The sequence below is a fragment of the Staphylococcus simulans genome (assembly GCF_025561465.1).
Taxonomy (GTDB): domain Bacteria; phylum Bacillota; class Bacilli; order Staphylococcales; family Staphylococcaceae; genus Staphylococcus; species Staphylococcus simulans.
Genome location: NZ_CP095100.1, coordinates 1,431,866 through 1,458,323, shown reverse-complemented (window position 1 = coordinate 1,458,323; position 26,458 = coordinate 1,431,866). Strand labels below are relative to the sequence as shown.

The window sequence follows — 26,458 nt, the reverse complement described above, 5'->3', positions numbered from 1 at the left end:
TCGCCTCCTTTCTATAAATCTATATCTGCACTCATTAAACGGTGGTTTGTACCTGCTTCATCTACGACTAATAAGAAACCATCTTTATCGATATCTATCGCTTGACCACTGAATTGTTCATCATTTTCTGTGAATTTCAATGTTCTATGCCAGATATTCGAGTGTGTTCTATATTCGTCTCTAATAGATTCAAATGGTACGGTTAAGAATTGAATATAACGTTTTTTCATATTTTTTAATAATGTATCTAAAAATGCATAACGGTCTACTTTTTGATCGGCATGTTCAAAAATGCTTGTGGCACGATGTGCAATCTCTTCTGGGAATTCGTCTGCATGTTGATTCATATTGATACCGATACCACATATAACAGCTTCTATACCATCACTGTTTGCGGACATTTCCGTTAAAAAACCACATACTTTTTTCGAACCGATATAAATATCGTTCGGCCATTTGATTTCAACTTTATCGTTTGAAAATGGTTGGATAGATTCGCGAATTGCTAAAGCCATAAATAAATTAAATGTAGTGATTAAAGAAAAAGGAACTTTAGGACGAAATACTGCACTCATCCATAGACCTTTCCCTTTTGCTGAGTCCCAAAAACGGTTGAAACGGCCACGCCCTTTCGTTTGTTCATTACTCAACACTAACATTGCGTTTTGATGGCCAACCATTTTTTGTTTCGCAGCAAGCTGTGTCGAATCAATCGTATCATAAACATAGACATCATCGAAAAAACCTTGTGCATCCACAATTTGTTCTACAATTCCAGGATACCAAGTATCCGCAAGCTGTTCTAATTGATGGCCTCTATGATTAACAGAGTGAATAACACACCCTTCTGCTTTTAATTGATCTATAATTTTTTTAACAGCAGTTCTCGAAATTTGTAAATGTTCTGCTATCATTTGACCAGATATATATTCTGGTTGATTATCATATAACATTTTAACGACATCTTGACTATATTTAGACATTTGCTTTCACCCATTTTATGATTTCACTTTGTTCATTTTGCAACTCATGATTGATAATCGCACATTCTATTTTTCTTAGTATATCTTTTAACCATGGGCCGCCTTTTCGATTTAATGTTTCTAATATGATTTTACCATTGATAGCGATATCACTTCTTTTAGAAATCACTAAGTCCTTGTCAATCTCTTTAATTGATTCTTGATTTATTATTAAAGGATGACCTAAATAAATCCTGTTTTCATTCAGTGTTTCATGCATCGACAATATATAAGATAATACAGGCAAGCCGTAGTCGTAAACTAAAAGACGCAATGCTTTTTTATCTGAAAGTGTTTCTAGCTTTTCAAAAATACTACAATACATTTTTACCTTCTTTTTCATATCGTTACTAATTTTTAGTTTTGCTAAAGCACCATTATTTTCAGGTTGTTTAAACATCATTACCGCAAGCATTAATTCTAATGAAATTGGTTCGCAAATATGAATGTGTGACATCTTATAATTTTTGAAAAATGGCACATAATCAAAGAAATTCAGTTCAAGTAATAATGGATAAACGTGTGCGACATCTTTACCATTTAGTAGTTTCGTTAACTCTACTATGATTCTTTCGATGGACAAATAGGCAGTATCAGCCATACGGTTTTTCATCGCATTGTATGTGGCATCATCTATGTCAAACCCTAATTGCGATTTAAAGCGTAAGCCTCGTAGTATGCGCAAAGCATCTTCAGTAAAACGCTCTTCTGCAGGGCCTACTGTAACAATTCGTTTTTGTTTAATATCTTCATATCCGCCGAAATAGTCTCTAATGGTAAAATCAGTATCCATCGCAATCGCATTCATTGTAAAGTCCCTACGCTCTACATCTTTATATAAATCACGTACAAAATAAACTTCATCTGGCCGTCTATGGTCTTTGTATTCACCTTCGGCACGATATGTGGTTACTTCATAATTTTCATTTTGATAAACAACGTTAATCGTTCCATGTTCTTTACCAATTGGAATCGTATGATCAAATATGGATTCGATTTCATCGGGAGAAGCGCTAGTAGTAATATCAATATCGTGAATAGGACGGTTCATTAAATAATCACGGACCGATCCACCGATAAAATAGGCTTCAAATCCATTCTCTTGTATTTGGTTTAAAATAGGTGCAGCTTTTAAAAATAAGTCTTTATTCATGATTTTCCTCTAACATTTGGTTGTAATAATATTCATATTGATCTGCGATTAACTCAGAGTTGAAACGTTCTGTCACGTCTTTCAACATTTGTTCGCGAACACGTTGATACAACGTATCATCCGTTAATAACTTAATCGCATATTCACTCGCTTTATCGCTATCTCCAATATCAACAATAAAGCCTGTTTCTTCATGTTTAATCACTTCTTTAATACCGCCAGCCGTTGAACCGATGGGTACAACACCTGTTTTCATCGCTTCTAATAAAGTTAAACCAAAACTTTCCTTTTCACTTAATAAGAGTACTAAATCAGACATTTGATAAAATTGATTTACAAATTCTTGTTTTCCTAAAAACATGACATCATCTTCAATATCTAGTTCACGTACTAAACGTTTCATTTCCATTAACTCTGGTCCATCACCTAGTAATAGTAATTTCGATGGTATTTGATCATGCACTTTTTTGAAAGTCTCAATAATCGTATCAATACGTTTGACTTGTCTAAAGTTCGAAACATGAATCAATACTTTCTCATCAGGTTTGATACCATAAACTTTTTTCAATGCATCGTCTCGTTTTGTCGGAAAATCAATTTCTCTGACAAAGTTATAAATCGGTATGATTTCTTTATCAGTACCGATGATTTCTTGCGTTTGATGTGCTAATGATTTACTTACACTTGTTACAACGTCACTATTTTCAATACCGAATTTAATCGCATCTTTAAGAGAATGATCAAAACCAAGCACTGTAATATCTGTACCATGCAAAGTCGTCATGATTTTGACGTCTTTACCAGACATTTGACGTCCTAATATGCCGCAAATCGCATGAGGCACTGCATAATGCATATGTAGGATATCTAAATCATATTCACGAATTACAGATGCGATTTTTGTACTTAAACTGATATCATAAGGTGGATATTGAAAAACTGCATATTGGTTTACTTCTACTTGGTGGAAAGTAATATTTGGAAGTGGTTTTCTAATACGAAACGGTAAGTTTGAAGTGATAAAGTGGACATCATGCCCTCTTTCAGCAAGTGTTATCCCAAGTTCAGTTGCGATAATACCTGAACCTCCCATAGAAGGATAACATGTAATTCCTATCTTCATTTCAAACCGACTCTCCTTTATCTCTCTATATAGTTTTATTTACGTTCAAAACGATCTTTATCTCGTGTATTAAATTTATGCATTGTTTCATCAAAACTTTCGGTCATATCGATATCTAAAGAATTTGCGATACACAATAAAACGAACAGGTTGTCTCCGAGTTCAGCTTTAATCGTATTTTCCTCTTCAGTATCTTTCTTTTTCTTTTCTCCATATACATGGTTGATTTCTCTAGCAAGCTCCCCGACTTCTTCTGTTAAACGTGCTAAATTCGCAAGGGGTGAGAAATAACCAGCTTTAAATTGGCCGATATATGCATCGACTTCTTTTTGCATTTCTGACATAGTTTTCATGCATTTCATCTCCTTACATCTTAACTCCTAGTATATCTTATATTTTTTTATTATGCATTTTAAGTGCAATCTCAACAAAATAAAAAACCTTGCTGCGAGAGCAAGGTTTCATTACTTTATTAAATTAATCGCTTGAGCGTGCAATTAAGATAAATCTTAATAATTCTGCAACTGCAACAGCTGTTGAAGCTACATATGTCATTGCTGCAGCACTCAATACTTTGCGTGCATGTTTATATTCTTTGTCATTAACGATATGCAATGATTTGATATTATTCATCGCACGTTTACTTGCATCAAATTCTACAGGTAATGTGATGATTGAGAACAACACTGCAAATGCCATTAAGAAAATCCCAATCCATAACGCTGTAGAACCGATTGCCATTTGCATCGAAGTTAATACGATACCTGCCATAATTAAAATGTATGACAAGCTGCTACCGATATTAGCTAATGGGAACAATGCGTGTCTGAATCTCAAGTAGAAATAACCTTGAGCGTCTTGAATCGCATGCCCTACTTCGTGTGCCGCAATCGCTGTTGCAGCAACACTTGGACGATTGTAGTTCGCAGGAGATAAACGAATTACTTTTTTAGTCGGGTCATAGTGGTCTGATAAGAAACCTTGACCTTCTAGTACTTCAACATCATTGATACCATTGGCGTGTAATATTTCTTCAGCCACTTCTCGTCCAGTTTTACCACTTGTCGATCTGACTTGTGAATATTTTTCGTAGTTAGATTTAACTTTATGTTGTGCCCAAAGCGGCAAAATCATTAATATTGCAAAATAAATTATCATACTTACTAAAGACAAAATGCTCACTCCTTTATAACATTATTTTACTGAGAACGTAAACTTTGGTCAATTAATTTGCGTCGTATCAAAGGTTTTAAATAAAAATATAAAATGATGCATAGCGTACTTAATATAAACGCAATATATGCAACAAGTTCTAAATGCGTATCGATAAACGGATAGTATGGAAACTGCATAAAGACATAGTCTATTAAGTCATTATGGAATATCCAAATAATCGCAATGAGACCTGCACCTAAAGTGATTTTGAAGCGTGGATAAAATAATATGGCCTCAAATGCCATGATGCCATGTGACACTAATAACATCATCCCGCTGATTGTAATTTCATCGTATTGATAAAATAAAATCAAATTCATGATAACAGCCCATATACCATACTTGTTGAGCGTCATAAATGCTAATGCTTCTATGATAGAACACTGTTTATTCAACAAGAACAACAAAATGACAATACACAAAAAGAGCGAAGCTGTGGGACTATCTGGAATAAATATCCAATAATACCATGCAGCTTCTTTTAACTGACTGCCATACCATATGTAACCGTAAATTGTACCTAAAATATTACAAACTAAAACTAATAAAAGAAATGGGCGTGCATATAACGCCCATTTCCACCACTGCAAGATACTCATCGCTTTCATTCCTTTGTTGGGAAATTATAAGATTTCGCTTTAATCGTATTTAATAAGTGAGACAGTCGATAGAAGTATTCAGGATCATTGATTTGCAAGCTTAAATCTATTGTATTTTGTAGACGGTGAATCAATGATAATTCAGCCTGCGGTGTCGTTGTGACCGCATGCAGATCGCTCAAATGAGACGTATATTCTGGTGAAGTTAACAATTGTGCTAATAAAATTTCATCAATACGTATATCTCTTTTAGGGATATGAATTTTGATATCCAACACAGGCTTATCGTATGCGACAAGACGGAAGATTTCATTGGTATTATGATACTGCTTCTGATCAAGCGTAAGTTTAATTCCAATACTTGAGGTTTCATTCACCGCAAGTTCAAGTGTATTGCGATGTGATAATGGTTCATCTACAAAATATACGCTCTCTAAACGCTGAATATCAGACTTGATTAAATTCAATACCCATACGCTGATCCTAGATTTAAATCCATATTGAAAGAGTAAATAATCAATCAAGTTTTTCTTCTGCAGATTTAAACTTTCATAATCTCTCATTAAAATTCACCAACACCTTAATCGTATTGCAGTCGTTCAGCTTCTTGTTGCCATTCATCATTGTTTGGATCAAGTTCTAATAATTTAGGTAATAATTGTTTAGCTTGTGCAATTTGTCCTGTTTCAATTAAGAAGAAGTAATAATCTCCTAAGAAATCAGGATTATTTTCAAATGTAGGATAAGCGAGATCGAAGAAATGCTGCGCTTCTTTATCACGTTCTTCTGCCCCTAACGCATAAGCTAAGTTCCACATAAAGCGAGGATCTAAATCGTCTTCGCTCGCATATTGTAAGAGTGCGATAATCGATTCATTATCTTCTTTAGTACGATAATAGCTGCTAAGTTCAATTAAAGGTTCTTGATAAGCGTTATCTACTTCTAATGCGTTAAGTAAGAGTTTTACCCCTTTTTCAGCATCTCCTTGATCTAATTCGAGTTTACCTGTTGATAACATTAGCTCTTTGTAGAAAACATTAAGTCGTAAACCTTCGTGACCGACTTCAATGGCTGACTTATAATCTCTTTGATGTAAATAAAGCTGTTGGAGATAAAAATAGCCTTGAATGTAATCAGGGTCTTTTTCCATTAATGTGCTCATAATTTTAATGGCTTCTTGAACTAATTCATTTTTTTCATATGCTAATGCTTTCTTCATATAGTCTTCTGGGGTCATGTCTTGCTCATGAATGTCGTCATATAGTTTAATTGCGTCGTCATAGTTACCGCTTTGTAAAGCACTATCTGCAAGTCGCGCATACAAGTTGACCCCGTTTACCATATATTCACCAGTTTCTAGAACTGTTTCATATTCTGCAGACGCACGTAAATATTGCCCATCGAAGTACATCAATTCAGCAAGGGCGAAATGCAGAACGGGATCATTCGGTTCTAACTCAATCGCTTCTTGGACTTTATCAATGGCTACTTCAAGCATATTAATTTGTTGATATAAATCTGCTTCTAACATTAAACGTTCTGTACTCAGGTCTGCTTGGCTCAAATATTCTAAAGCTTCATCTGTCTTATCCTCAGAAATCAATCCATCAATGAAATAAATCAATAATTCTGGTTCGTTTGGATATTTATTGTATAAGGCTCTGAATACTTCTAAACCTTGAGGAGTTAAACCATAGTTATAGAGTGTTTCTCCTAACATGAATAATGTATCGTCATCAGCTGTTGAAATTGCTTGCTCAACTCTGCTGTCTAAGTTATCTATTTTTTGCAGATGAATATCATCAATTAATTTTTGTGTATCTTCCATACTTTCAAATTATCCTTTCTGTGCTATCGATTTAAGTAAAGGTAAGAATTCTGGGAATGAAGTGTTGACTGAATCGAATCGTTTGATGTGAAGCGGTTCAGTTCCTAATAGTGACGCAATTGCCAAGGTCATTCCAATGCGATGATCAGTGTAAGAACTTACCTCTGCTGCATGTTCGAATGTAGATGGATGAATCACAAAACCATCATTGGTTGGATGAACTTCAAAGCCGAGTAAGCCGAGTTCATCTGAAGTTGTTTCAATTCGATTCGTTTCTTTGTATTTTAACTCTTCTGCATCTTTAATCACGCTTGAACCTTGTGCTTGTGTACATAACAAAGCAACGATTGGAATTTCATCGATTGCGCGTGTAATTAATTCGCCTGATATGTCGAGTGGTTTTAAATCGGGTGTGTATTTGATGCGTAAAGAAGCTGTAGGTTCCGCCCCTTCTGTCACATTGAAAATTTCAATGTTCGCATTCATTTTTTGTACTATATCTATAATACCAGAACGTGTCTCATTCATTCCTACATTATGAATTGTAATATCGCTGTCTGGTGTAATTAATGCTGCAACAATAAAGAAAGCAGCTGATGAAATATCACCCGGCACTTTAAAATCTCTGGCTTGAATAGAATCAATCGCACGTGGTGTCGTTTCGATTGTCATACCATCAGTTTTAATCGGTATTTGATAATGTGCAAACATGGTTTCCGTGTGGTTGCGTGTAATACCTATCTCGTGGATTATAGAAGACGCATCAGAAAATAAGCTCGCAAATAGAATGGCACTTTTAACTTGTGCACTTGCTACTGGCATTTTATAATCGATGCCTTTAATTTGTCCTTTATTGATAATTAAAGGTGTATAATTGCCATCAATACCGCGAATTGCAGCGCCCATCTCAGTTAAAGGATCAATGACTCTGTTCATAGGTCGTTTGCCGATAGATTCGTCACCAGATAATACAGAATCAATTCCTAATCCACTAAGTAATCCAGCCATGATACGTGTCGTCGTACCTGAATTACCCGTATACAAGGTTTGATGTGGTGTAACGAATTTTTGATAACCTGGAGAATTTACAATTACTTTATCATCTTCAACTTTAAACTCAACACCAAGTTGGCGAAATATTTGAATTGTACGTAGGCAGTCTTCTGCCAATAAAGGTTTATAAATAGTTGATTGTCCTTCTGCTAATGAACTTAACATAATCGCACGGTGTGTCATAGATTTATCACCAGGTACTTCTATTTCACCGCGTAAAGGACCTTGAACATTGATTTCTTCAGTTTTACTCATTAGTTTCACTCACTTTAACAGGTTTTGTAGTTGTTCAAATGCATTTTTGAGCACAGTATTATCAATATGTGTCACCACTGGTTTGCCAATTTCAGACAAGAGCACCATCTGAACGCCATTTTGATCGTTTTTCTTATCTTTTAACATTAAATTTAATAAAGGTTGGAATTCAGCATTTAAAACAACATTAAGCGGATATTCCAATTTTTGCATATAATCTACGAAGTGTTGGATATCATAATTTGTGTCTAAAATGAGATTAGAAACAATGAATTGATAAATGATACCAATCATTACTGCGTGACCATGTGGTATTTTCTCATGATATTCAACCGCATGTCCAAAGGTATGACCAAGATTTAAGAATTTGCGTTTCCCTTGTTCATGTTCATCAGCAACAACGATATTCAGTTTTGTTTCAATACCTTTAAGTAAGAAATCATCTAATTGGTTAAGTTCTGATAATGCAGTTATATTTGGATAAGCTGCTTCAATTTCTCTTAGCGCACTTTCGCCGTTCAATAATGCGTGTTTATATACTTCAGCGTAGCCACTGCTGATTTCAACATAAGGTAATGATGTTAAAAAGTCTAAGTCATATATAACAGCTTTAGGACGATGAAAAGCACCTACTAAGTTTTTACCTTGAGGCGTATTGATACCTACTTTACCACCAACGCTTGAATCATGTGCAAGAATGGTTGTTGGTACTTGTATAAAATCTACGCCACGTAATAATGTTGCAGCTACAAATCCGGCAAAATCTCCAACCACGCCTCCCCCGATAGCGACTATACATGTATTACGTGTGATACCTGTTTCTAAAAGTTGTTCAAGCACAGACTCATAAACAGAAAAGGACTTCGTTTGTTCGTTTCCTTTTACTGAAATCATATGTGAAATCTGATTTGATTTGATAGCTGAAGTTGCTTGTTCTATTTTGGTTGGATGAAAACTTGCTACATTTTTATCAACAATGAAAGCGACATCTCTGTATTGTGACAAAAAAGTACTTAAATGAGTCATTGCATCATGCTGAATAATAATAGGATAGTTATTGTCTTGATATGTTGTCATCAGTTGCATCTTAATCACCTTTGATTTTAAAATTCAATGTTACGTTGTCTGCGTTCTTCTACTTGTGCTTGAAGTTGTTCCATATAGTTTGATTGGAATTCTTCTAATAATGATTTCGTAATTTCAAATGCTACTGCATGTTCACAAACGATACTTGCTGCTGGTACGGCGCAGCTGTCTGAACGTTCAATTGTAGCTTTGAATGGCTCTTTTGTTTCAATATCTACAGAAGCTAATGGTTTATAAAGAGTTGGGATAGGCTTCATCACACCGTTGACTACAATCGGCATACCATTGCTCATTCCGCCTTCTAAACCGCCGAGATGGTTCGAAGCGCGTGTATAGCCTGTTTCTTCATTATAAAGAATTGGATCTTGGATTTGACTGCCTGGTTTTTCGGCTGCTTTAAATCCTTCGCCGAAGCTTACACCTTTAAAGGCATTGATACCGACTACTCCTTGAGCAATTCTGCCGTCTAATTTACGATCGTAATGAACATAACTGCCGACACCGACTGGCATATGATCAACAATTACTTGTACGACACCACCAAGTGAATCGCCGTCTTTTTTAGCTTGATCGATTTTATCTCTGATTGCTTGTGCTTTTTCTTCATTGATAACACGAACATCATTACTATCTTCATGAGATTTAATTGTTTCCAAATCATATTCAGCGTCATCTTTGATACCACCGATTTCAACGACACGGCTATATATATCAATACCTAATTGTTTTAATAAAATTTTACATAAGGCACCGACAGCTACACGCGCAGCTGTTTCTCTTGCAGATGAACGCTCTAAGACGTTTCTTAAATCACGATGATTGTATTTAATACCGCCGACAAGGTCTGCATGACCAGGTCTTGGTTTTGAAATTTTACGTTTCATTTGTTCTTGTTCTTCTTCAGAAATAGGAGCAACACCCATAATATTTCTCCAATGTGTAAAGTCGTCGTTTGTCACTACAAAAGTAATTGGGCTTCCTAATGTATAACCATTACGCACACCAGAAACAATCTCTACTGCATCTTTTTCAATTTTCATTCGACGACCACGACCATAACCGCCTTGACGTTTAAACATTTCTACGTTGATATCTTCAGCTGTTACAGCTAAATTAGCTGGAACGCCCTCAACAATTACAGTCAGTTGCGGTCCATGGGATTCTCCAGAAGTTAAAAATCTCATTATGCAATCACTCCATTTCAAATTAGTAATAATAAGTATACCTACTATCATAGCACACGTGAAATATGGACAGAAACAATTAAAATGATTTAATTGTAAAATTTTTCTGACTATTATAGCGGGTAAAAAATAAAACCAGACTGAATAAGTAATTCAATCTGGTTTACATTGGATAAAATGAATTTAATTTGTATACTCTATATTATTATTCGTATAACCATTCTTCATTGTTGGCTGTGTAAACACTTAGTTCATTAGGTTCGAACCATAAGCTGATTTCTCTTTTCGCAGATTCTGGAGAATCTGAACCATGAATAACATTTCTGCCTACAGTTAAGCCTAGGTCACCTCTGATAGTACCTGGTGCTGCTTCAGTTGGATTTGTTTTACCAATCATATTTCTGGTTACTTCTACTACATTTTCACCTTCAACTACCATCGCAAATACTGGTGCTGAAGTAATAAATGAAACAAGACCTTCGTAGAATGGTTTATCAGCATGTTCACCGTAATGTGTTTCTGCTAATTCTTTGGAAACAGTCATAAATTTACCGCCAACGAGTTTTAATCCTTTTTTCTCTAAACGAGTGATGATTTCTCCAACGATATTACGTTGAACACCATCTGGTTTAATCATTAGAAAAGTTCTTTCCATTTCGCAAATCCTCCTGAAAATAGATGTGTATTTTTATGAATCTAAATAAATACATTTTTAGTTTAACAGTTTATTTAAGCGCTTTCAATATTTTGTGATTGTTTTTTATACATTTCTAGATTCCATACGCTTAATTAGTTTTTTAAACCATGTTGTAGCTGTGTTTTCTTCTAATTCATCTAACAAACGTACTGCTTTTTGTAAATAATGACGACTCACTTGCTTAGATTGGTCGATGCTGTCAGATTGTCTAATATAATTAACACAATAAATAAAATCTTCTTTTGGGCTATTTGGTTGTAATGCATCAATCTTTTGTTTGAATGATGGATTATTTCTGATTTCTAATAGCACTGGTAACGTTATATGACCATTCATTAAGTCGCTGCCAACTGGTTTACCTAGTTGTTTCTCAGTACTTGTAAAGTCTAGAATATCATCGACAATCTGAAAACTCATTCCAATATAATGTCCGATTCTTTTCATTTTATTAGCCGTTTTAGTATCTGCATGTGCAGATAATGCACCTAGTTCTGTCGCTAATTGAATCAACAAAGCTGTTTTGCGGTTAATTCGACGTAAATAATTTGTGACAGGTTGGTTGGAGTTGAATTGATCTTGGAATTGGAAGAGTTCCCCACGACATACATCTACAATAGCATGTGATAAAATTGTATGTATTCTTTTGTCTTCAATTGATGCAATGTGTTTTAATGCTAAAGCTAATAAGTAATTCCCTGTTAATATCGCTGTATCTTGATCCCATTTTTTACTGATAGTCAAACGGCCTCTGCGTTTATCACTTTTATCAATCACATCGTCATGCACTAAAGTTGCCATATGAATCAATTCTAACGAAACAGCAATCTTATAAGTATCTTTGTTTCTAGGTGAATCCCCATATTCACTGCTTAAAATAACAAAAGACGGACGCACACGTTTACCGCCTGATGAAAGTAAATGGTGTGCCGCCTCTTCTAATACAACATTATTGCTTTTTATTGTGTCCTTCAGTTGTCTTTCAATTTTTTTAACTTCTCTATTAATGTTCAGCTTATCCACATTAATCACCTTTTGCTGTTTCTTTTTCCTTATACCCTAAATGCATTGCGGCAACTCCGCCAGTGAAACTTTTAACTTCAATATCTCTGAACCCTGCTAATTGGAACAGCGCTTTAAGTTCATCACGATCTGGGAAGTTGAAAGCTGACTGTTGAAGCCATTCATATTCTTCTTTAGATTTAGCGAAAAACTTACCGAAAATCGGCATAACAAATTTAAAGTATAATTGATAAAGTTGTTTGAAAACTGGGATTGTAGGTTGGCTTGTTTCTAAGCAGACCACCATGCCACCTGGTTTTAAAACACGGTTCATTTCTTTAAGTGCAATGACATAATCAGGGATATTTCTTAATCCGAAACCAATTGTTACGTAATCAAATTCATTATCATCAAAAGGTAATTCCATGGCATCGCCTTGTACAAGTTGAATGTTAGCCATATTTTTAGTCTTTTCTTCTCCAACTTTTAACATGTTTTCACTGAAATCTAGACCAATGACTTCACCTGTAGGACCGACAGCCTTGCTTAATGAAATTGTCCAGTCCGCTGTACCGCAACAAACATCTAATGCTTTGCTGCCAGGTTTAACTTGCATTGATTTCATGACGCGTTTACGCCATACTTTGTGCTGTTCAAAACTGATAATATTATTGAGTCGATCATACTTAGTGGAAATGTTTTGAAAGACTTTGTGCACTTTTTCTTTATCTGCTTTATTTTTAGCCATATATATTACCTCTACTTTATTTTATATTACTGCGCAATTCATTAAAAATAGCTTCGAGTTCTGTTTCACTATAATCTTTAAGATACGCTGGATAATTTTCTGAAGCGTATTGAATTAAACTATCTTTTGCGTTGCTTAATTCAACATTTGGATTGAAATGCTGGATGGTAATTGCAGGGAAAATAGTTTCAATATATCGAACTGCGTCTTTTATCGCGTCATGAGAAAGCGTTTTGTAATGCAAAGCGGTTTTTAATTCGTTTACTTTAATGATTGCATTGCTCATAGCTTCTAGATATTCTGAATCATTGATAGATGCTGTCAACGTATAAAAATGTGCACTGATCAAATCCCCTATCAGAATCGCATTTTTAGAAAGATGACTACTCGTGATTGAATCAAGATGACTCATGGATGTATCAATTGCGAGGCATGCTAATTTTGCGTCAGGCAAAATATCTTGCGCATCAAGTACATGAGCCAATTGATGATTATACTGAATTGGTTCATGACTATGTATACCATTAAGCTTACGATCTATTTGGTTTTTTAATGTACTTAATGTTGAATCCATGTCTGCACCTCACGTTATTAATCAATAATCATCTTAACATTATATATAGAAAAATAAAATCACTTTTGTTCAACTGCTTGCAATATCTAGCAATTTCAGTCGTAAAAGTAATTCAATGAAAAAGTATGTAATAAAAAGAAAAGCCCCGAAAAGGGCTTTTCTGTTAAGTATTGAATTCATTATTTAACTGCATCTTTTAAAGCTTTACCAGCTTTGAATGCTGGAACTTTGCTTGCTGGGATGTCGATTTCTTTACCAGTTTGCGGGTTGCGACCTTTACGGGCTGCACGTTCGCGAACTTCAAAGTTACCGAAACCAATCAATTGTACTTTTTCACCGTTTGATAGTGAGTTTTGAATTGATTCGAATACAGCATCAACTGCTAAACCAGCTTCTTTTTTAGTTAATTCAGCTTGTTCTGCAACAGCATTAATTAAGTCTGTTTTGTTCATTATGAGTCACCTCCCAAGGGTTTGCTAATGATAACTTAATATCATTATGCTATGACTTTAACACAACGGCTCTTACTATCGCAATTATTTATAAGCATAAAACCGCGATTTATAAGGTTTTTTAGCCACCTATGTGTAAATATACAATAATAGTAAATTAATTTAATTTCTATTCTGACTTTTTGTCTCTATCCATTAATAATTTTAAACTTTTCTCTAATGGCACATTTTCAAACAATACGCCATATAATGCAGATGTTATCGGCATATCAATGTGTTTTTCTTTAGCTAAATTATGCACAGATTCAGTTGTATAGAACCCTTCAGCAACCATGTTCATTTCTGAAAGTGCTTCTTCTACTGTTTTACCTTGGCCGATTTTATACCCAAGTGTATAGTTTCTTGAATGCGTTGAAGTACAAGTTACAATTAGGTCCCCGATACCGCCGAGACCTAAAAACGTCATCGGATCTGCGCCAAGTGCTTCCCCTAATCTGCTGATTTCAGCTAATCCACGTGTCATTAAGGCTGCTTTAGCATTATCGCCGAACCCCATACCAGCTACAATACCACTAGCCACGGCAATAATGTTTTTTAAAGCGCCTCCTAATTCTACGCCAACCAAATCGTTATTCGTGTATACACGCAGATATTCATTCATAAATAAATCTTGTGTTAATTTACTGATTTCTGGGTCTTTAGAAGAAGCTGCAACAGTTGTTGGTTGTTGAATAACTACCTCTTCCGCGTGACTTGGTCCAGATAATACAGCAACACCGCCATTATGTTCTGGCGCAACAGAATCTTCAATCATTTCTGATACACGTTCGAATGTTGAGTTTTCAATTCCTTTTGCGACATGGATAAACACTTTTTTTGAATCTAATTTCTCATCGATTTGTTTAACTACTTCTCTAATAGCTTTTGTTGGTAGTGCAATCAGATACGTATCTGAAAAATTGACAGCTTCTTCTAAATCAGAAGTGGCTTTAATTGTCTCTTCTAATTTAGCTTCGTTTAGATAGCGTGAATTTGTATGATAAGTATTGATTTCCTCAATGCTTTGTTTATTTTTACCCCACATTAAGACCTCGTGACCGTTTTGTGCGAGTACATTCGCTAATGCTGTACCAAAACTGCCCATACCAAAAACGGCAACCTTACTCATATACTTCATCCTTTCAATACTAATTTCGTTTTCTTGGAATTATTTTGATTGGTGTTCCTTCGAAACCAAATGCATCTCGAATCTGATTTTCTAAGTAGCGTTTATATGAGAAGTGCATTAGTTCTTCATCGTTAACAAATACCACAAATGTTGGTGGTTCAATAGCAACTTGTGTTGCATAGAACACTTTTAATCTGCGACCTTTATCAGTCGGTGTTGGATTCATTGCGATAGCATCTGTGATGACTTCATTCAATGTTGAGCTTTGAACACGTTTTTTATGGTTTTCGCTCGCTTCATTGATTAATGGGAACAATGTACGTAAACGTTGTTTTTCTTTCGCAGAAACAAATGCGATTGGTGCATAATCTAAGAATTGGAAGTTTTTACGAACTTCGTCTTCGAATTTTTTCATGGTTTTACTGTCTTTTTCAAGCGTATCCCATTTATTTACTACTATAACAATAGCTTTACCCTCTTCGTGTGCATACCCTGCAACACGCTTGTCTTGTTCAATAATACCTTCTTCAGCATCTAAGACAACAAGTACGACATTAGAGCGCTCTATGGCCTTTAATGCGCGTAATACAGAGTATTTCTCTGTTGATTCATATACTTTACCTTTTTTACGCATACCTGCTGTATCAATTAAGACATAATCTTGTCCTTCATAAGAATATTCTGTGTCAATGGCATCGCGTGTTGTTCCGGCGATATTAGAAACAATAACACGATCTTCCCCAAGAATTGCATTGACTAAGCTGGATTTACCAACATTAGGACGTCCGATTAAAGATAATCTGATAGTGTCTTCATCATAAAGATCATCGCCTTCATCTTTGAAGTGTTTAGCTACTTCATCTAACAAATCCCCTAAACCAAGTCCATGTGAACCTGAAATTGGGAATGGTTCTCCGAAACCAAGTGCATAGAAATCATAAATGTCTGCTCTCATTTCTGGATTATCAACTTTGTTGACAGCTAAAACGACAGGTTTATTTGTTTTATAAAGCATCTGCGCAATCATTTCGTCAGTTTGCGTTAATCCTTCACGTTGGTTAACCATGAAAATAATAACATCTGCTTCATCAATTGCGACTTCAGCTTGTGCTCTGATTTGTGTTTGGAATGGTGCATCAGATAATTCAATACCGCCTGTATCAATGATATTGAAGTCATGTGTCAACCATTCACCGCTAGAATAGATGCGGTCTCTTGTAACGCCGGGTGTATCTTCTACAATCGATACACGCTCTCCGACAATTCTATTGAATATTGTGGATTTACCGACATTCGGTCGACCTACAATAGCAATAACAGGTTTAGTCATAAGCTAACTTCCTCTCTTTCATATATCTAGTTAATTTTATCACATGGCTTATTTAAAGCAAAAGAAATTTAGGCAATAAAAAAGTCAAGACTGTAAAGTGTGAAGTTAGGACACTTACTACAGTCTTGACTGATGTTAGCGAATTACTTATTAAAATTTAAGGTTTTTCAATTTGTCGCCGAACATTTCACCTAATGTTGGGTTATCATTATCTTCTTCTTCATGTTTACCTTCAACATAGTCACGTGATTCGTCATCGTCGATTTGAAGTACTTCTTCTTCAGCTGGTACAGCTGCTTTGATAGAAAGTGAAATTCTTTCATTTTCTTCATCAACGCTTAGTACTTTCACAGTAACTGTTTGGTTAGGTGCCAGTACATCGCTAGGTTTAGCGATATGTTTGCGACTGATTTCTGAAATATGAACAAGTCCTTGAACGCCAGCAGCAATTTCTACAAATGCGCCGAAGTCAGTTAATCTTACCACGCGACCTTCAATAACTGAATCCGCATGGATTTCACCTTTAATACTTTCGAATGGGCTTGGTAAAGTATCTTTAATTGAAAGTGAGATTCTTTCTGAGTCTCTTTCAACAGATTTTACTTTTACTTTAACTTTTTCGCCCACTGAAACAACGTCTTCCGGTTTATCAACGTGTTCGTGAGAAAGTTCAGATACGTGAACTAAACCATCAACACCGCCGATATCTACGAAAGCACCAAAGTTAGTTAAACGTGCGATTGTACCTTCAATTACATCGCCTTCATTAAGAGATTCTAGTAATTCAGCTTTTTTAGCTTCATTACGCTCTTGTTCAACTGCTTTACGGCTAAGGATGACGCGATTATTTTCTGGATCAAGTTCTTCAACACGTAGTTCTAAAACTTGTCCATCAAAGCTTGAAAAGTCTTCAATGAAATCAGTAGAAATTAATGAAGCTGGGACAAACCCTCTTTGTCCTACGTCTACAACTAAACCGCCTTTAACGACTTCAGTTACTTTTGCTTCGATAATTTCGTTATTTTCTTGTTTCTCTTGTAAATATTGATAAGACTTCTCTTGTTCTAATTGACGAATTGAAAGGATATATGCACCTGTTTCATTTTCTTCGTCATTTTCTACCTTAGTCACATAAGCTTCTACCGCATCTCCTTCTTTGACAACCTCATTTGGGCTATCAATATGATGAGTAGATAATTGACTAATCGGTACAATACCGCTAAATTTGCCACCGTCGACATCAACAATCACTTGTTTTTCTTCGACTTTTTGGACTTGTCCAGAGATTTTATCTCCTTCTTTAATTTCATTAATCATTGATTCATTGAATTCTTCAGTCATCTTGTATGCCTCCTTGTACACTACATAATTATAACATCTTACAAACTGACAGAATTGTCAAGAAATTCACCTCTATTCACAAAAAGTGAAGAATTCTCTCAAGTTCTGCAGTAAAAAAGTATTATTTTTACGTTCCAATGTACGTATTTATTCTCACTATAATATATACCACAAAAACTCATTTATTATTCACAGTATGGCATAATTATTTGAATCTGTTAGCATCGCCATAGAATGATTATGAATTTTTATAATCAAATTAATATAATTAACATCAGCCTAACATCTGAAATTATGACTGCTTGTTTTGTGTTTCACTGATAAGTTGATTAATTACTTCAGCTACTTCTTCGATAGATTTTCCAGTTGTGTTCACAGTAATTGCATCATCTGCTTGACGTAATGGAGATATTTCACGAGACATGTCGTAATCATCACGTGCTTTGATTTCTTTTTTTAATTGATCTAAAGAGGAAGGAATTCCGCTTGCTTCATTTTCTTTTTGTCTGCGTTCAGCACGTTCATCAACAGATGCAATCATATATACTTTTAATTCAGCATCTGGTAACACTACTGTGCCAATGTCACGTCCATCCATCACAATCCCTTTCTCAGCAGCTAATTGTTGCTGTACTTCAACCGCAAATGTTCTAACTGGTTCTTTAGATGCTACGTAAGAAACATTTTGTGTGACTTCGTTAGAACGTAAGAAATCTGTAATATCTTCATCGTTTAACAACACACGTTGACCTTTCACATCATCATAAACCAATTTTAATGTTACATTTTCAATAAGAGATTGAAAGTCTTCTGGTTTACCTTCTTTTAAATATTTATAGGTAATTGCACGATACATCGCGCCTGTATCTACATAGATCATAGAATGGCTTTCAGCAACCTTTCGTGCAATGGTACTCTTGCCCGCTGCTGCAGGGCCATCAATAGCTATATTAATTAAACTCATATCTAGAAAACCTTCCCTTGTCGTTTATTCATATTTATTTTATCATAAAAACGTATTATAGAGATAGGAGCGATGACATTGAAAAAGATTTTAGTCATGCATACCGGTGGTACAATCAGTATGTCTGAAGATGAAAGCAATAAAGTAGTAGAAAATGAAGAAAATCCCATTTCAAAGCACCATGATATTATCAAACAATATGCAGACGTTACTGAGATTAATCCTATTAATCTGCCGTCTCCCCATGTGACAATTGCAGATGTTGTTAAGCTCAGGGATGTTATTGAAGAAAACAGCAAGCATGATCAATACGATGGTTTTGTAATTACACATGGTACAGATACTTTAGAAGAAACAGCATACTTATTAGATTTAATTACACAAACTGACAAACCTATTGTAATCACAGGTGCAATGCGCTCCTCTAACGAAATCGGTTCAGATGGATTGTATAATTTCATTTCAGCACTTCGTGTGGCTGCTTCAGATGATTCATCTGATAAAGGTGTAATGGTTGTATTTAATGATGAAATTCACACTGCGCGAAATGTAACTAAAACACATACATCAAATACGAATACTTTCCAAAGTCCTAACCATGGACCATTAGGTGTATTAACAAAAACGAGTGTACAGTTTCACCATAAACCGTACAGACATAAAATTTTAGATAAAATCAATCCGAAATTAGATGTACCTATTGTTAAAGCTTATATGGATATGCCGAGTGATATTTTCTTGTTTTACAGTGAAAGAGCAGTTGACGGTATTGTAGTTGAAGCCCTTGGGCAAGGTAATTTACCCCCTACTGCTTTAAAAGGATTAATGGCTTGTTTAGATAAAGGTATTCCTGTAATCCTGGTATCAAGATCATTTAACGGTATTGTTGGTCCTATCTATGCTTACGAAGGCGGCGGATACGATTTAGCACAAAGAGGCGTCATCTTTTCAAACGGTTTGAATGGTCAAAAAGCACGTCTTAAGCTCCTTGTTGCGATGAGCAATCATTATGATAAAGAACAACTTAAAGCATACTTTGATGCACAAGTATAATTGGATATAACTAAAAACCGAGAAGAAGCTAGTACTGTTTCTCGGTTTTTTGAGTATTGAATTAAGATTCAAGCGGTGTTTGTTTTTTAGCAACAATATTTTGTGCAATAATGCCACCGTGGAACTTGCCATTTTCAATGAAAATAGTATTTGCATCATTACCAGCTGCAATAACACCTGCAATATAGCAATTTTCTACATTTGTTTCGTAGGTTTCTCTATCATACACAGGTGCAGTACCGAATTCATTTGTATTAATATCGATACCAATCGTTTGTAAGAAGTCATAGTCTGGATGATAACCGATCATCGCAAAGACATAATCGTTAGGAATTGTATAAGATTCGCCTTCTTGTTCAAATGTTAGGCTATCCTCATCAATCTTAGTCACGTTTGCATTAAAATGCATATCGATTTTTTCATGTCTTACTAATGATTCGAAGTTAGGTAAAATCCATGGTTTGATTGCTGATGAATAATCTGAGCCACGGTAAAGTACTGTCACATTTGCACCTGCTTTTTCTAGTTCAAGCGCCGCATCAACTGCTGAGTTTTTACCTCCAATAATCACAACGTTTTGGTCAAAATAAGGATGTGCTTCTTTGAAGTAATGGAAGACTTTTGGCAATTTAGCACCCTCTACTTCCAATTCGTTATGTTGACCGTAATAGCCTGTCGCAACAGTCAAGAAACGACATTGATACGTATCTTTAGTTGTTGTAATTGTGAAGCGTTTACCCATTTTTTTAACTGTAAGCACTTCTTCAAATGCATGAATATTTAATTGATGATACTTAACAACTTCTCTATAGTACACCAACGCTTGATTTCTTCTTGGTTTATACTCTTCAACGATGAATGGTACATCGCCGATACTTAATTTATCACTAGAAGAAAAGAATGTTTGATGCGTAGGGTAATTATAAATAGACTCTACAACATTCCCTTTTTCTATTACTAATGTTTCAATTCCTTTTTTCTTTTGTTCAATCGCAGCACTTAACCCACAAGGTCCGCCGCCGATAATGATACTTTCTACTGTTTGCATACAGTTGACCTCCTTCTTCACACCCCTAATATTATATCAGTCATACAAATTTTTAAAAGGTATTCATCTTTTTTCATCTAAGAAAGATTAGAAATTGTGAAGCATTAATGAAAGAAAAAACCTCACTACCATTTTGTAGTGAGGCTACTATCATTATTGTGGAATAACTAGTTGTTGTCCATTTGAAATATTATTGTTGCTTAAACCATTTGCACGTTTGATTTTTTCAACATTTTCTGGTGTACCTTCACCATAATATTGGATTGCAATTCTATATAAGTTTTCTTTACCGTATACTGTATGTGTTTGGCCACCTTGATTATGTTGTTGTGCTTGTTGCGCTTGTTGGTTTTGGTTGTATTGATTGTTTTGTTGACCTTGCTGATTTTGATTATATTGACCGTTTTGGTTTTGTGCAGCGTTTTGTTGTTGATCATAAGCATTTTGGTCTTGATCTTGTGCTTGTGATTCGTCAGTTGCTTCTGAATCTGAAGCGGCATGATGTTTAGAATGATCGTGTTTTGCTTTATCAGATTTTTTATCTTTGTTTTTGTCTGCTGCTTTTTTATCTTTATCTTCATTTTTATCTTTATTTTTGTCTTTATCCGATTTTTGTGCAACTTTGTTGTCGTCTTGTGCTTTATGACTGCCTTGTTCTGTTAATGCTAAACCAGCAAAAATTGCGATAGCTGCGATTAATAATAAGCCTAAAAGTAAAGGAAGTAATTTTTTTAATCCGCCTTTATTCTTTTTAGGAGGTTCTCCGTCATTGCCAGCACTGCCGTTTCCGGAACTACCATTGCCAGAACCGCCATTACCTGCGCCTCCGTTTCCAGTACCTGCATGCGCTGATTTGCTTGCAGCAGCGCCTCCAGCTACACCAGCCGCACCGGCAGCTGCAGCTTTTTTACCAGAGTTGTCTTTTTTCGCAGTGTCTTTCTCTTTAGGTTGTTCATCAGCTTTTTGTTTTTCGGCCTTTTTCTTATCAGAATGTTTTTGAGCGGCTTTACCAGCAGCAACGCCTCCAGCTACACCAGCTGCACCGGCAGCAGCAGCTTTTTTACCAGAGTTGTCTTTTTTTGTTGTGTCTTTCTCTTTAGGTTGCTCTTCAGTTTTTTGTTTTTCATCTTTTTTCTTATCAGAATGTTTTTGAGCAGCTTTACCAGCAGCAGCGCCTCCAGCTACACCAGCTGCACCAGCAGCTGCAGCTTTTTTACCAGAGTTGTCTTTTTCAGTATTTGTGGGTTCTTCTTTTTTGATATCCTTATCTTTCTTATCTTCTTTAGTTTCAGAAGCTTTTTCATGATTTTTTTCTAAATCTTTACCGATAATACCGCCGCCAACACTGCCTGCTGCTGTACCTGCATCTTTTTTCTTGCCGTTTTGTTGACCTTTTACAGTTTCAGAAATATGACCTTTTGACTCTTTTTTCGTTGGTTCTTCTTCTTGGCTATGTAAGTCATTTGGTTTTTCTGTTTTTTCTTCACGTTGATGTGTTGCAGTAGCACGTCTTCTTTGACGTCTTTTATGCGCGTTTCTCGGTGGGAAATGTTGTTCCTGCTTTTCTTTTATAGGTTCTTCTTGATGATTTGTTTCTGTGTCAACTGACTCGTCTAAATGATCAGGCTTTTTATGAGATGGTTTAGGATCAATCGATTGACGGTTGCGTTCAAAATCATCTTTGAAATTGTTGTTTGACAACGTCATCATCCTTTCTATATTAAAAATATTTTTATTTACATATGTAGTGTTCATACCCTAAATGAAGAGGTTGAAAAACACATCTTGTAAGTTAATTATAACTTGCAATACATACTAAGCAAAGAGAATTATACCCTATCTGCAACTTGTTTTTCAAAATAAAGTATCCATTTAACTACGTTGTCACAAGTTTATATTATTTCTACTAATATCTCTAGGATGTAAGTGGTTATTCACTAACCATAACATTAAATCAAAGGATAATGATTAATATTAAGTAAATATTTGGTTTAATTTTTCTAAATAATCCATTTTTCTTGCGACTTTCTTTTTATTTAATACATTTATAGGTTGAATTGTATTATCATTGTCACAACATTTTTCTGTCGGAGTGATCGTTTCTCCGAAATATGACATTAAATAATGACGTCTGCAAGTTGTTAAGTTTTTGTATCCCATCATGGTTAATAACCCTTCTTTTTTGCGTTGTTCTGAGATTGAGAAAATCGTTTTTATTTGTTCGATTGTATATTGAGTTGCTAAAACATCAAGAATTTCTGCCTTTTGTTCAGGTAAGTTGGCACCTTGATCAAATGCATCAATATCAGCTTCAGTTATGATATCCGCAAAAAGAATAGTTTCTAATAAGAAATAGTCGTCTGGTTGATAAAGACTGATAGCTTGGCTAAGTTGTCCATCCCTTCCGGCACGACCAATTTCTTGAAGGTAACTTGAAGGGCTGACCGGTAAATGATAATGAATGACTGTGCGGATATCAGGTTTGTTAATTCCCATGCCAAATGCACTTGTTGCGACAATCATAGGAATTTTATTTTGTATGAATTGTTGTTGTACAGTTTGTCTTTCTTGATATGATAAATCACCATGGTATATGCCGGTAAGGTAACCTTCATCATAAATCATTTGCGCTAGTTCCCTACACTTTTTCTTTGAAGATACATAAATAATAGTTGGTCCTGAATGTTCTATGAAAGATTTTAACCATTCATTTTTCTCGGCGTTATTTTCAAAGTTGAGATGAGATAACATAATATTATCTCTGCTCATTTTGGTTTTGACCACCTTCAATTTTGTCTGTACGATATCTTCTATATCCTCTTGTAAATGTAATGGTGCAGTCGCAGTCAGTGCGAGCAATGTCGCTTTTGGAAATTTTTTAGTGATTCTGCCAATTAACGCGTAATGCGGTCTGAAATCATAACCCCACTCTGTAATACAGTGTGCTTCATCAAGCACAATCATACCTAAATCTATCGAATCAATCCATTTAATATTATCTTGATGCAAGATGAATTCAGGACTTAAAAAGATAAACTTTGATGATTTCAATTGTTTTAAATTCTTCATCTTTTCTTCATAACTCATACCAGAGTGAATGTAACTGACAGAACGCTCTCCGTTCTTTCGCATCTGCATAACTTGATCATCCATTAATGAAATTAGAGGAGAAATGATAAGTGTGGGTTTTTGTTTAATATAAGTCGGCAGTTGATAGCACAAACTTTTACCACTACCAGTAGGTAAAATGCCTAAAGTGTGCTGATGATTCAATACATTTTCGATAATAGGTTTTTGACCTTCTTTAAATGAATCAAAGCCAAACCATTTTTTTAAAGCTTCTTCCAGCATCAAATCCCCTCCCTCGCTAATATGGTAATCGCAAGTTTAATTTCGAAATAGCTCATATTAGGAAACGCTGCCTTAAAATTTCGTAATCGTTCTTCTTGGCGGTCAATATAAAATGTTTTAAATTCATTTAAATCTTCCTTATCCAAATACAAGCTGTAATCAGTAAAATATCCTTTAATATATAGCTCAATGATATGGTCTTCAATTGTATTTAATTTTACGCCTTCTTTTTGTGCAATTGCTTCTAACGATAAACCGTCATTTACTAACTTTAATGTATCTTTAGTATTGATAGAAAGCGCAGGTAAGATAATAGCTTGGTGCAAGGTAGGAAAAGTCTCTTGATCTTCCAATAAATGCATCATCTCGACTAAATCATTCATTTTAATGATGGCTAACTCTGACATTTTTAAATTTTCGATTAAGCTGACTTGTTGGTTCGTATACATGACTTCATCATAACCTTGTAAGAAATAATGCAATATAGAACGCGGCTGTGCTTGGTTTAATAGTTCGAAAAGCTGATATATCTCTGTTTTAAATGCATCTAAGCTTTGCTGTGCTTCAAGCTTAAAATAAATAGTTTTTACTCGCTTTTGTACTTTACTGATTTCTGAAACGGGTATAAAAGAAAGCGTGTGATGTTGTTTGAATGAAATGGTTTGTATTAACAACTGCAAAACTTGAAAAGTCTGTTGGATACTTTCAAAGGTATAACGTGTTGAAACTTTTAACGGAATTGATGATAAATCTTCGTTATTCTGATGATAGATTCGTTCGAATGACGTATATTTTAAATCAGGTTGACTATGATATAATGATAAAAGTTGTTGGCTACATGCATCAAAGTAGGTTTGATGCGTTTTAGCACCAATCAGTATATTGTAGATACTTTTGTCAGTTTTATAATGAAATGCATGTTTTTTTATGTATTGAATTATTTCGTTCAAATCCATCATCACCTATGACTTATAGTATTGAAAAAAGATAAACTGGTGTTAAAATATAAATTACGTTATCAGTGTAGCATTTTTAGAGAAGGAGGCGAAGTAAATTGGCTAAATATACGATTGTAGATATGGATACATGCATTGCTTGCGGCGCATGCGGTGCTGCAGCACCTGACATTTATGATTATGATGATGAAGGTATTGCTTATGTTATCTTAGATGATAATGAAGGGACAGCGCCTGTTCCAGAAGAATTATACGAAGACTTAGAAGATGCAGACGAAGGTTGCCCAACAGATTCTATTAAAATTGCAGACGAACCGTTTGATGGTGATGCATTAAAATTCGAATAGTATCAATCGTGAGACCAGTTGGCTGTCTTCGCTCAACATAGATTGATAAAACAAGACAGATGATGTCTTAAAAAATCCCCCGGAAAAATATTTCCGGGGGTTTTTTAGTTTGTTATTAATAACGCAGTGCTTTCTTTAATCGTTTATATAACAATAAGAAAACGATAGATACTACGATACCTTTAATAATATTGAACGGTATAATACCAGATACTATTATGATTTTTAAGTTTTTCATGACATCGCTTAAGTTCATAATCATACCGTAAAGCGGTAATAATACGAAGTAGTTTAAAACACTTAATACCAATGTCATGACGATTGTACCTACAATGAGGCCAATGATGATATTGAAGCGGCTTTTAACCGCTTTGCTGACATAGTACGCAGTTAATAATAAACTTACTGCTGCTACAAAGTTTGCTAAAGGCCCAATTGGATCTCCCATGTTAAATAAGAAATTCAATAAGTTTTTAATCAATTCGACGATGATGCCTGCTATAGGTCCAAAAATAAAGGTTGCTAATAAAGCAGGTACATCACTAAAATCTAAAGTTAAGTACGGAGGCAAAAATGGTAAAGGAAATTTGATAAACATCAAAATAAAAGCAATTGCACTCAACATACTTATGACGATGAAACGTTTGTTGTTTTGTTGATTCATAAAGGCTCCTTCCATTCATCTACGTGAATAGGAGGATTTCATTGCACAACAAATAAACCCTCCATCTTCTCCCATCCAGACTATACTGTCGGCTCTAGAATCTCACTAGATCAGCCATATCTATCAATCGATAAATACAGGTCGCAGGCTTAAATTACTGCCGGTTGGGAATTGCACCCGACCCCGAAGATGAATTTCATTAATATTTTATTTTCCTATTTATTGTAGCCGATTTATCTTAAAAGTTC

The 26,458-nt window shown here is 35.1% G+C and carries 27 protein-coding genes and 1 riboswitch; of the genes, 2 read left to right on the top strand and 25 right to left on the bottom strand.

Features of this window, described 5'->3' with window-relative positions; translation table 11 throughout:
- Positions 1 to 11: 11 nt before the first annotated feature.
- The 20 genes from MUA87_RS06840 to cmk form a co-directional block, all read right to left on the bottom strand.
- Complete coding sequence (locus MUA87_RS06840; protein ID WP_061054718.1) at positions 12 to 983, bottom strand: biotin--[acetyl-CoA-carboxylase] ligase; 972 nt, start codon at positions 981 to 983, stop codon at positions 12 to 14.
- On the bottom strand, positions 976 to 2,175 hold the full coding sequence (locus MUA87_RS06835) for a CCA tRNA nucleotidyltransferase (protein ID WP_002480962.1): 1,200 nt from the start codon (positions 2,173 to 2,175) through the stop codon (positions 976 to 978). The genes MUA87_RS06840 and MUA87_RS06835 overlap by 8 nt, the downstream gene beginning before the upstream one ends.
- Positions 2,168 to 3,298: an N-acetyl-alpha-D-glucosaminyl L-malate synthase BshA gene (gene bshA, locus MUA87_RS06830; protein ID WP_105967080.1), complete on the bottom strand. Its 1,131-nt coding sequence runs from the start codon at positions 3,296 to 3,298 to the stop codon at positions 2,168 to 2,170. Before bshA ends, MUA87_RS06835 begins: the two co-directional genes overlap by 8 nt.
- Positions 3,299 to 3,333: 35 nt before the next feature.
- Complete coding sequence (locus MUA87_RS06825; protein WP_002480964.1) at positions 3,334 to 3,651, bottom strand: nucleotide pyrophosphohydrolase; 318 nt, start codon at positions 3,649 to 3,651, stop codon at positions 3,334 to 3,336.
- 124 nt (positions 3,652 to 3,775) lie between these two features.
- Complete coding sequence (locus MUA87_RS06820; protein ID WP_096754697.1) at positions 3,776 to 4,456, bottom strand: zinc metallopeptidase; 681 nt, start codon at positions 4,454 to 4,456, stop codon at positions 3,776 to 3,778.
- 41 nt (positions 4,457 to 4,497) lie between these two features.
- Positions 4,498 to 5,112 (bottom strand): DUF1405 domain-containing protein, encoded by a 615-nt coding sequence (locus MUA87_RS06815; protein WP_262550344.1) that lies wholly within the window; start codon positions 5,110 to 5,112, stop codon positions 4,498 to 4,500.
- A gap of 5 nt (positions 5,113 to 5,117) precedes the next feature.
- A complete protein-coding gene (locus tag MUA87_RS06810; protein ID WP_156666590.1) occupies positions 5,118 to 5,675 on the bottom strand; it encodes a YpiB family protein in 558 nt (185 codons plus the stop codon).
- 17 nt (positions 5,676 to 5,692) lie between these two features.
- Positions 5,693 to 6,940, bottom strand: coding sequence for a tetratricopeptide repeat protein (locus MUA87_RS06805; RefSeq protein ID WP_207021196.1), 1,248 nt, complete (start codon positions 6,938 to 6,940; stop codon positions 5,693 to 5,695).
- A 9-nt stretch (positions 6,941 to 6,949) separates the two neighbouring features.
- Positions 6,950 to 8,248: a 3-phosphoshikimate 1-carboxyvinyltransferase gene (gene aroA / locus MUA87_RS06800; RefSeq protein ID WP_070625925.1), complete on the bottom strand. Its 1,299-nt coding sequence runs from the start codon at positions 8,246 to 8,248 to the stop codon at positions 6,950 to 6,952.
- Between the two features lie 9 nt (positions 8,249 to 8,257).
- Positions 8,258 to 9,334 carry a 3-dehydroquinate synthase gene (gene aroB, locus MUA87_RS06795; protein ID WP_262550339.1) on the bottom strand — a complete coding sequence of 359 codons (1,077 nt, stop codon included), beginning with the start codon at positions 9,332 to 9,334 and terminating at the stop codon, positions 8,258 to 8,260.
- 17 nt (positions 9,335 to 9,351) lie between these two features.
- Positions 9,352 to 10,518 carry a chorismate synthase gene (gene aroC, locus MUA87_RS06790; RefSeq protein ID WP_023015191.1) on the bottom strand — a complete coding sequence of 389 codons (1,167 nt, stop codon included), beginning with the start codon at positions 10,516 to 10,518 and terminating at the stop codon, positions 9,352 to 9,354.
- Between the two features lie 205 nt (positions 10,519 to 10,723).
- Positions 10,724 to 11,173 (bottom strand): nucleoside-diphosphate kinase, encoded by a 450-nt coding sequence (gene ndk, locus MUA87_RS06785; RefSeq protein WP_002480972.1) that lies wholly within the window; start codon positions 11,171 to 11,173, stop codon positions 10,724 to 10,726.
- Between the two features lie 105 nt (positions 11,174 to 11,278).
- Positions 11,279 to 12,235, bottom strand: a complete 957-nt coding sequence (locus MUA87_RS06780) for a polyprenyl synthetase family protein (protein WP_002480973.1) — start codon at positions 12,233 to 12,235, stop codon at positions 11,279 to 11,281.
- 1 nt (position 12,236) lies between these two features.
- On the bottom strand, positions 12,237 to 12,962 hold the full coding sequence (locus MUA87_RS06775; RefSeq protein WP_023015189.1) for a demethylmenaquinone methyltransferase: 726 nt from the start codon (positions 12,960 to 12,962) through the stop codon (positions 12,237 to 12,239).
- A gap of 16 nt (positions 12,963 to 12,978) precedes the next feature.
- On the bottom strand, positions 12,979 to 13,536 hold the full coding sequence (locus tag MUA87_RS06770) for a hypothetical protein (RefSeq protein WP_002480975.1): 558 nt from the start codon (positions 13,534 to 13,536) through the stop codon (positions 12,979 to 12,981).
- Between the two features lie 179 nt (positions 13,537 to 13,715).
- Positions 13,716 to 13,988 (bottom strand): HU family DNA-binding protein, encoded by a 273-nt coding sequence (locus MUA87_RS06765; RefSeq protein WP_002480978.1) that lies wholly within the window; start codon positions 13,986 to 13,988, stop codon positions 13,716 to 13,718.
- 169 nt (positions 13,989 to 14,157) lie between these two features.
- Complete coding sequence (locus MUA87_RS06760; protein WP_023015188.1) at positions 14,158 to 15,156, bottom strand: NAD(P)H-dependent glycerol-3-phosphate dehydrogenase; 999 nt, start codon at positions 15,154 to 15,156, stop codon at positions 14,158 to 14,160.
- 19 nt (positions 15,157 to 15,175) lie between these two features.
- On the bottom strand, positions 15,176 to 16,486 hold the full coding sequence (gene der, locus MUA87_RS06755; RefSeq protein WP_002480980.1) for a ribosome biogenesis GTPase Der: 1,311 nt from the start codon (positions 16,484 to 16,486) through the stop codon (positions 15,176 to 15,178).
- A 150-nt stretch (positions 16,487 to 16,636) separates the two neighbouring features.
- Positions 16,637 to 17,827, bottom strand: coding sequence for a 30S ribosomal protein S1 (rpsA, locus tag MUA87_RS06750; protein WP_023015187.1), 1,191 nt, complete (start codon positions 17,825 to 17,827; stop codon positions 16,637 to 16,639).
- Positions 17,828 to 18,119: 292 nt separating this feature from the next.
- On the bottom strand, positions 18,120 to 18,791 hold the full coding sequence (cmk, locus tag MUA87_RS06745; protein WP_002480982.1) for a (d)CMP kinase: 672 nt from the start codon (positions 18,789 to 18,791) through the stop codon (positions 18,120 to 18,122).
- 78 nt (positions 18,792 to 18,869) lie between these two features.
- Between cmk and MUA87_RS06740 the strand changes: the two genes are divergently transcribed.
- Positions 18,870 to 19,844, top strand: a complete 975-nt coding sequence (locus MUA87_RS06740) for an asparaginase (RefSeq protein ID WP_105967085.1) — start codon at positions 18,870 to 18,872, stop codon at positions 19,842 to 19,844.
- A gap of 61 nt (positions 19,845 to 19,905) precedes the next feature.
- On the opposite strand, the gene ypdA is transcribed toward MUA87_RS06740, so the two are convergent.
- The 4 genes from ypdA to MUA87_RS06720 form a co-directional block, all read right to left on the bottom strand.
- Positions 19,906 to 20,892 (bottom strand): bacillithiol disulfide reductase YpdA, encoded by a 987-nt coding sequence (gene ypdA / locus MUA87_RS06735; protein ID WP_002480984.1) that lies wholly within the window; start codon positions 20,890 to 20,892, stop codon positions 19,906 to 19,908.
- 153 nt (positions 20,893 to 21,045) lie between these two features.
- The gene (locus tag MUA87_RS06730) at positions 21,046 to 22,599 is read right to left on the bottom strand and encodes a LysM peptidoglycan-binding domain-containing protein (RefSeq protein WP_449452786.1); all 1,554 of its coding nucleotides are present in this window, start codon (positions 22,597 to 22,599) and stop codon (positions 21,046 to 21,048) included.
- Positions 22,600 to 22,866: 267 nt separating this feature from the next.
- A complete protein-coding gene (locus tag MUA87_RS06725; RefSeq protein WP_002480986.1) occupies positions 22,867 to 24,243 on the bottom strand; it encodes a RecQ family ATP-dependent DNA helicase in 1,377 nt (458 codons plus the stop codon).
- The gene (locus tag MUA87_RS06720; protein ID WP_216733624.1) at positions 24,243 to 25,199 is read right to left on the bottom strand and encodes a helix-turn-helix domain-containing protein; all 957 of its coding nucleotides are present in this window, start codon (positions 25,197 to 25,199) and stop codon (positions 24,243 to 24,245) included. Before MUA87_RS06720 ends, MUA87_RS06725 begins: the two co-directional genes overlap by 1 nt.
- A 98-nt stretch (positions 25,200 to 25,297) precedes the next feature.
- Here MUA87_RS06720 and MUA87_RS06715 point away from each other — a divergent pair, with 98 nt between their 5' ends.
- A complete protein-coding gene (locus MUA87_RS06715; RefSeq protein ID WP_002480988.1) occupies positions 25,298 to 25,546 on the top strand; it encodes a ferredoxin in 249 nt (82 codons plus the stop codon).
- 115 nt (positions 25,547 to 25,661) lie between these two features.
- Here the strand turns inward: MUA87_RS06715 and MUA87_RS06710 are convergent, their stop codons facing one another.
- A complete protein-coding gene (locus MUA87_RS06710; RefSeq protein ID WP_002480989.1) occupies positions 25,662 to 26,210 on the bottom strand; it encodes an ECF transporter S component in 549 nt (182 codons plus the stop codon).
- Positions 26,211 to 26,269: 59 nt separating this feature from the next.
- A riboswitch (FMN riboswitch) is annotated at positions 26,270 to 26,405 on the bottom strand.
- Between the last annotated feature and the right edge of the window lie 53 nt (positions 26,406 to 26,458).

What these genes read in the sequence shown, in the direction of transcription:
- bshA (WP_105967080.1), bottom strand. Translation starts at nt 3,298, where the DNA reads ATGAAGATAGGAATTACATGTTATCCTTCTATGGGAGGTTCAGGTATT.
- MUA87_RS06720 (WP_216733624.1), bottom strand. Translation starts at nt 25,199, where the DNA reads ATGGATTTGAACGAAATAATTCAATACATAAAAAAACATGCATTTCAT.
- MUA87_RS06825 (WP_002480964.1), bottom strand. Translation starts at nt 3,651, where the DNA reads ATGAAAACTATGTCAGAAATGCAAAAAGAAGTCGATGCATATATCGGC.
- aroC (WP_023015191.1), bottom strand. Translation starts at nt 10,518, where the DNA reads ATGAGATTTTTAACTTCTGGAGAATCCCATGGACCGCAACTGACTGTA.
- rpsA (WP_023015187.1), bottom strand. Translation starts at nt 17,827, where the DNA reads ATGACTGAAGAATTCAATGAATCAATGATTAATGAAATTAAAGAAGGA.
- ypdA (WP_002480984.1), bottom strand. Translation starts at nt 20,892, where the DNA reads ATGCAAACAGTAGAAAGTATCATTATCGGCGGCGGACCTTGTGGGTTA.
- MUA87_RS06840 (WP_061054718.1), bottom strand. Translation starts at nt 983, where the DNA reads ATGTCTAAATATAGTCAAGATGTCGTTAAAATGTTATATGATAATCAA.
- MUA87_RS06775 (WP_023015189.1), bottom strand. Translation starts at nt 12,962, where the DNA reads ATGGCTAAAAATAAAGCAGATAAAGAAAAAGTGCACAAAGTCTTTCAA.
- aroA (WP_070625925.1), bottom strand. Translation starts at nt 8,248, where the DNA reads ATGAGTAAAACTGAAGAAATCAATGTTCAAGGTCCTTTACGCGGTGAA.
- MUA87_RS06820 (WP_096754697.1), bottom strand. Translation starts at nt 4,456, where the DNA reads ATGATAATTTATTTTGCAATATTAATGATTTTGCCGCTTTGGGCACAA.
- MUA87_RS06730 (WP_449452786.1), bottom strand. Translation starts at nt 22,599, where the DNA reads ATGACGTTGTCAAACAACAATTTCAAAGATGATTTTGAACGCAACCGT.
- MUA87_RS06810 (WP_156666590.1), bottom strand. Translation starts at nt 5,675, where the DNA reads ATGAGAGATTATGAAAGTTTAAATCTGCAGAAGAAAAACTTGATTGAT.
- cmk (WP_002480982.1), bottom strand. Translation starts at nt 18,791, where the DNA reads ATGAGTTTAATTAATATAGCTATTGATGGCCCTGCAGCAGCGGGCAAG.
- MUA87_RS06835 (WP_002480962.1), bottom strand. Translation starts at nt 2,175, where the DNA reads ATGAATAAAGACTTATTTTTAAAAGCTGCACCTATTTTAAACCAAATA.
- MUA87_RS06760 (WP_023015188.1), bottom strand. Translation starts at nt 15,156, where the DNA reads ATGAGTAAGGTTGCCGTTTTTGGTATGGGCAGTTTTGGTACAGCATTA.
- aroB (WP_262550339.1), bottom strand. Translation starts at nt 9,334, where the DNA reads ATGCAACTGATGACAACATATCAAGACAATAACTATCCTATTATTATT.
- der (WP_002480980.1), bottom strand. Translation starts at nt 16,486, where the DNA reads ATGACTAAACCTGTTATTGCTATTGTAGGTCGACCGAATGTCGGTAAA.
- MUA87_RS06805 (WP_207021196.1), bottom strand. Translation starts at nt 6,940, where the DNA reads ATGGAAGATACACAAAAATTAATTGATGATATTCATCTGCAAAAAATA.
- ndk (WP_002480972.1), bottom strand. Translation starts at nt 11,173, where the DNA reads ATGGAAAGAACTTTTCTAATGATTAAACCAGATGGTGTTCAACGTAAT.
- MUA87_RS06765 (WP_002480978.1), bottom strand. Translation starts at nt 13,988, where the DNA reads ATGAACAAAACAGACTTAATTAATGCTGTTGCAGAACAAGCTGAATTA.
- MUA87_RS06710 (WP_002480989.1), bottom strand. Translation starts at nt 26,210, where the DNA reads ATGAATCAACAAAACAACAAACGTTTCATCGTCATAAGTATGTTGAGT.
- MUA87_RS06815 (WP_262550344.1), bottom strand. Translation starts at nt 5,112, where the DNA reads ATGAGTATCTTGCAGTGGTGGAAATGGGCGTTATATGCACGCCCATTT.
- MUA87_RS06725 (WP_002480986.1), bottom strand. Translation starts at nt 24,243, where the DNA reads ATGCTGGAAGAAGCTTTAAAAAAATGGTTTGGCTTTGATTCATTTAAA.
- MUA87_RS06770 (WP_002480975.1), bottom strand. Translation starts at nt 13,536, where the DNA reads ATGGATTCAACATTAAGTACATTAAAAAACCAAATAGATCGTAAGCTT.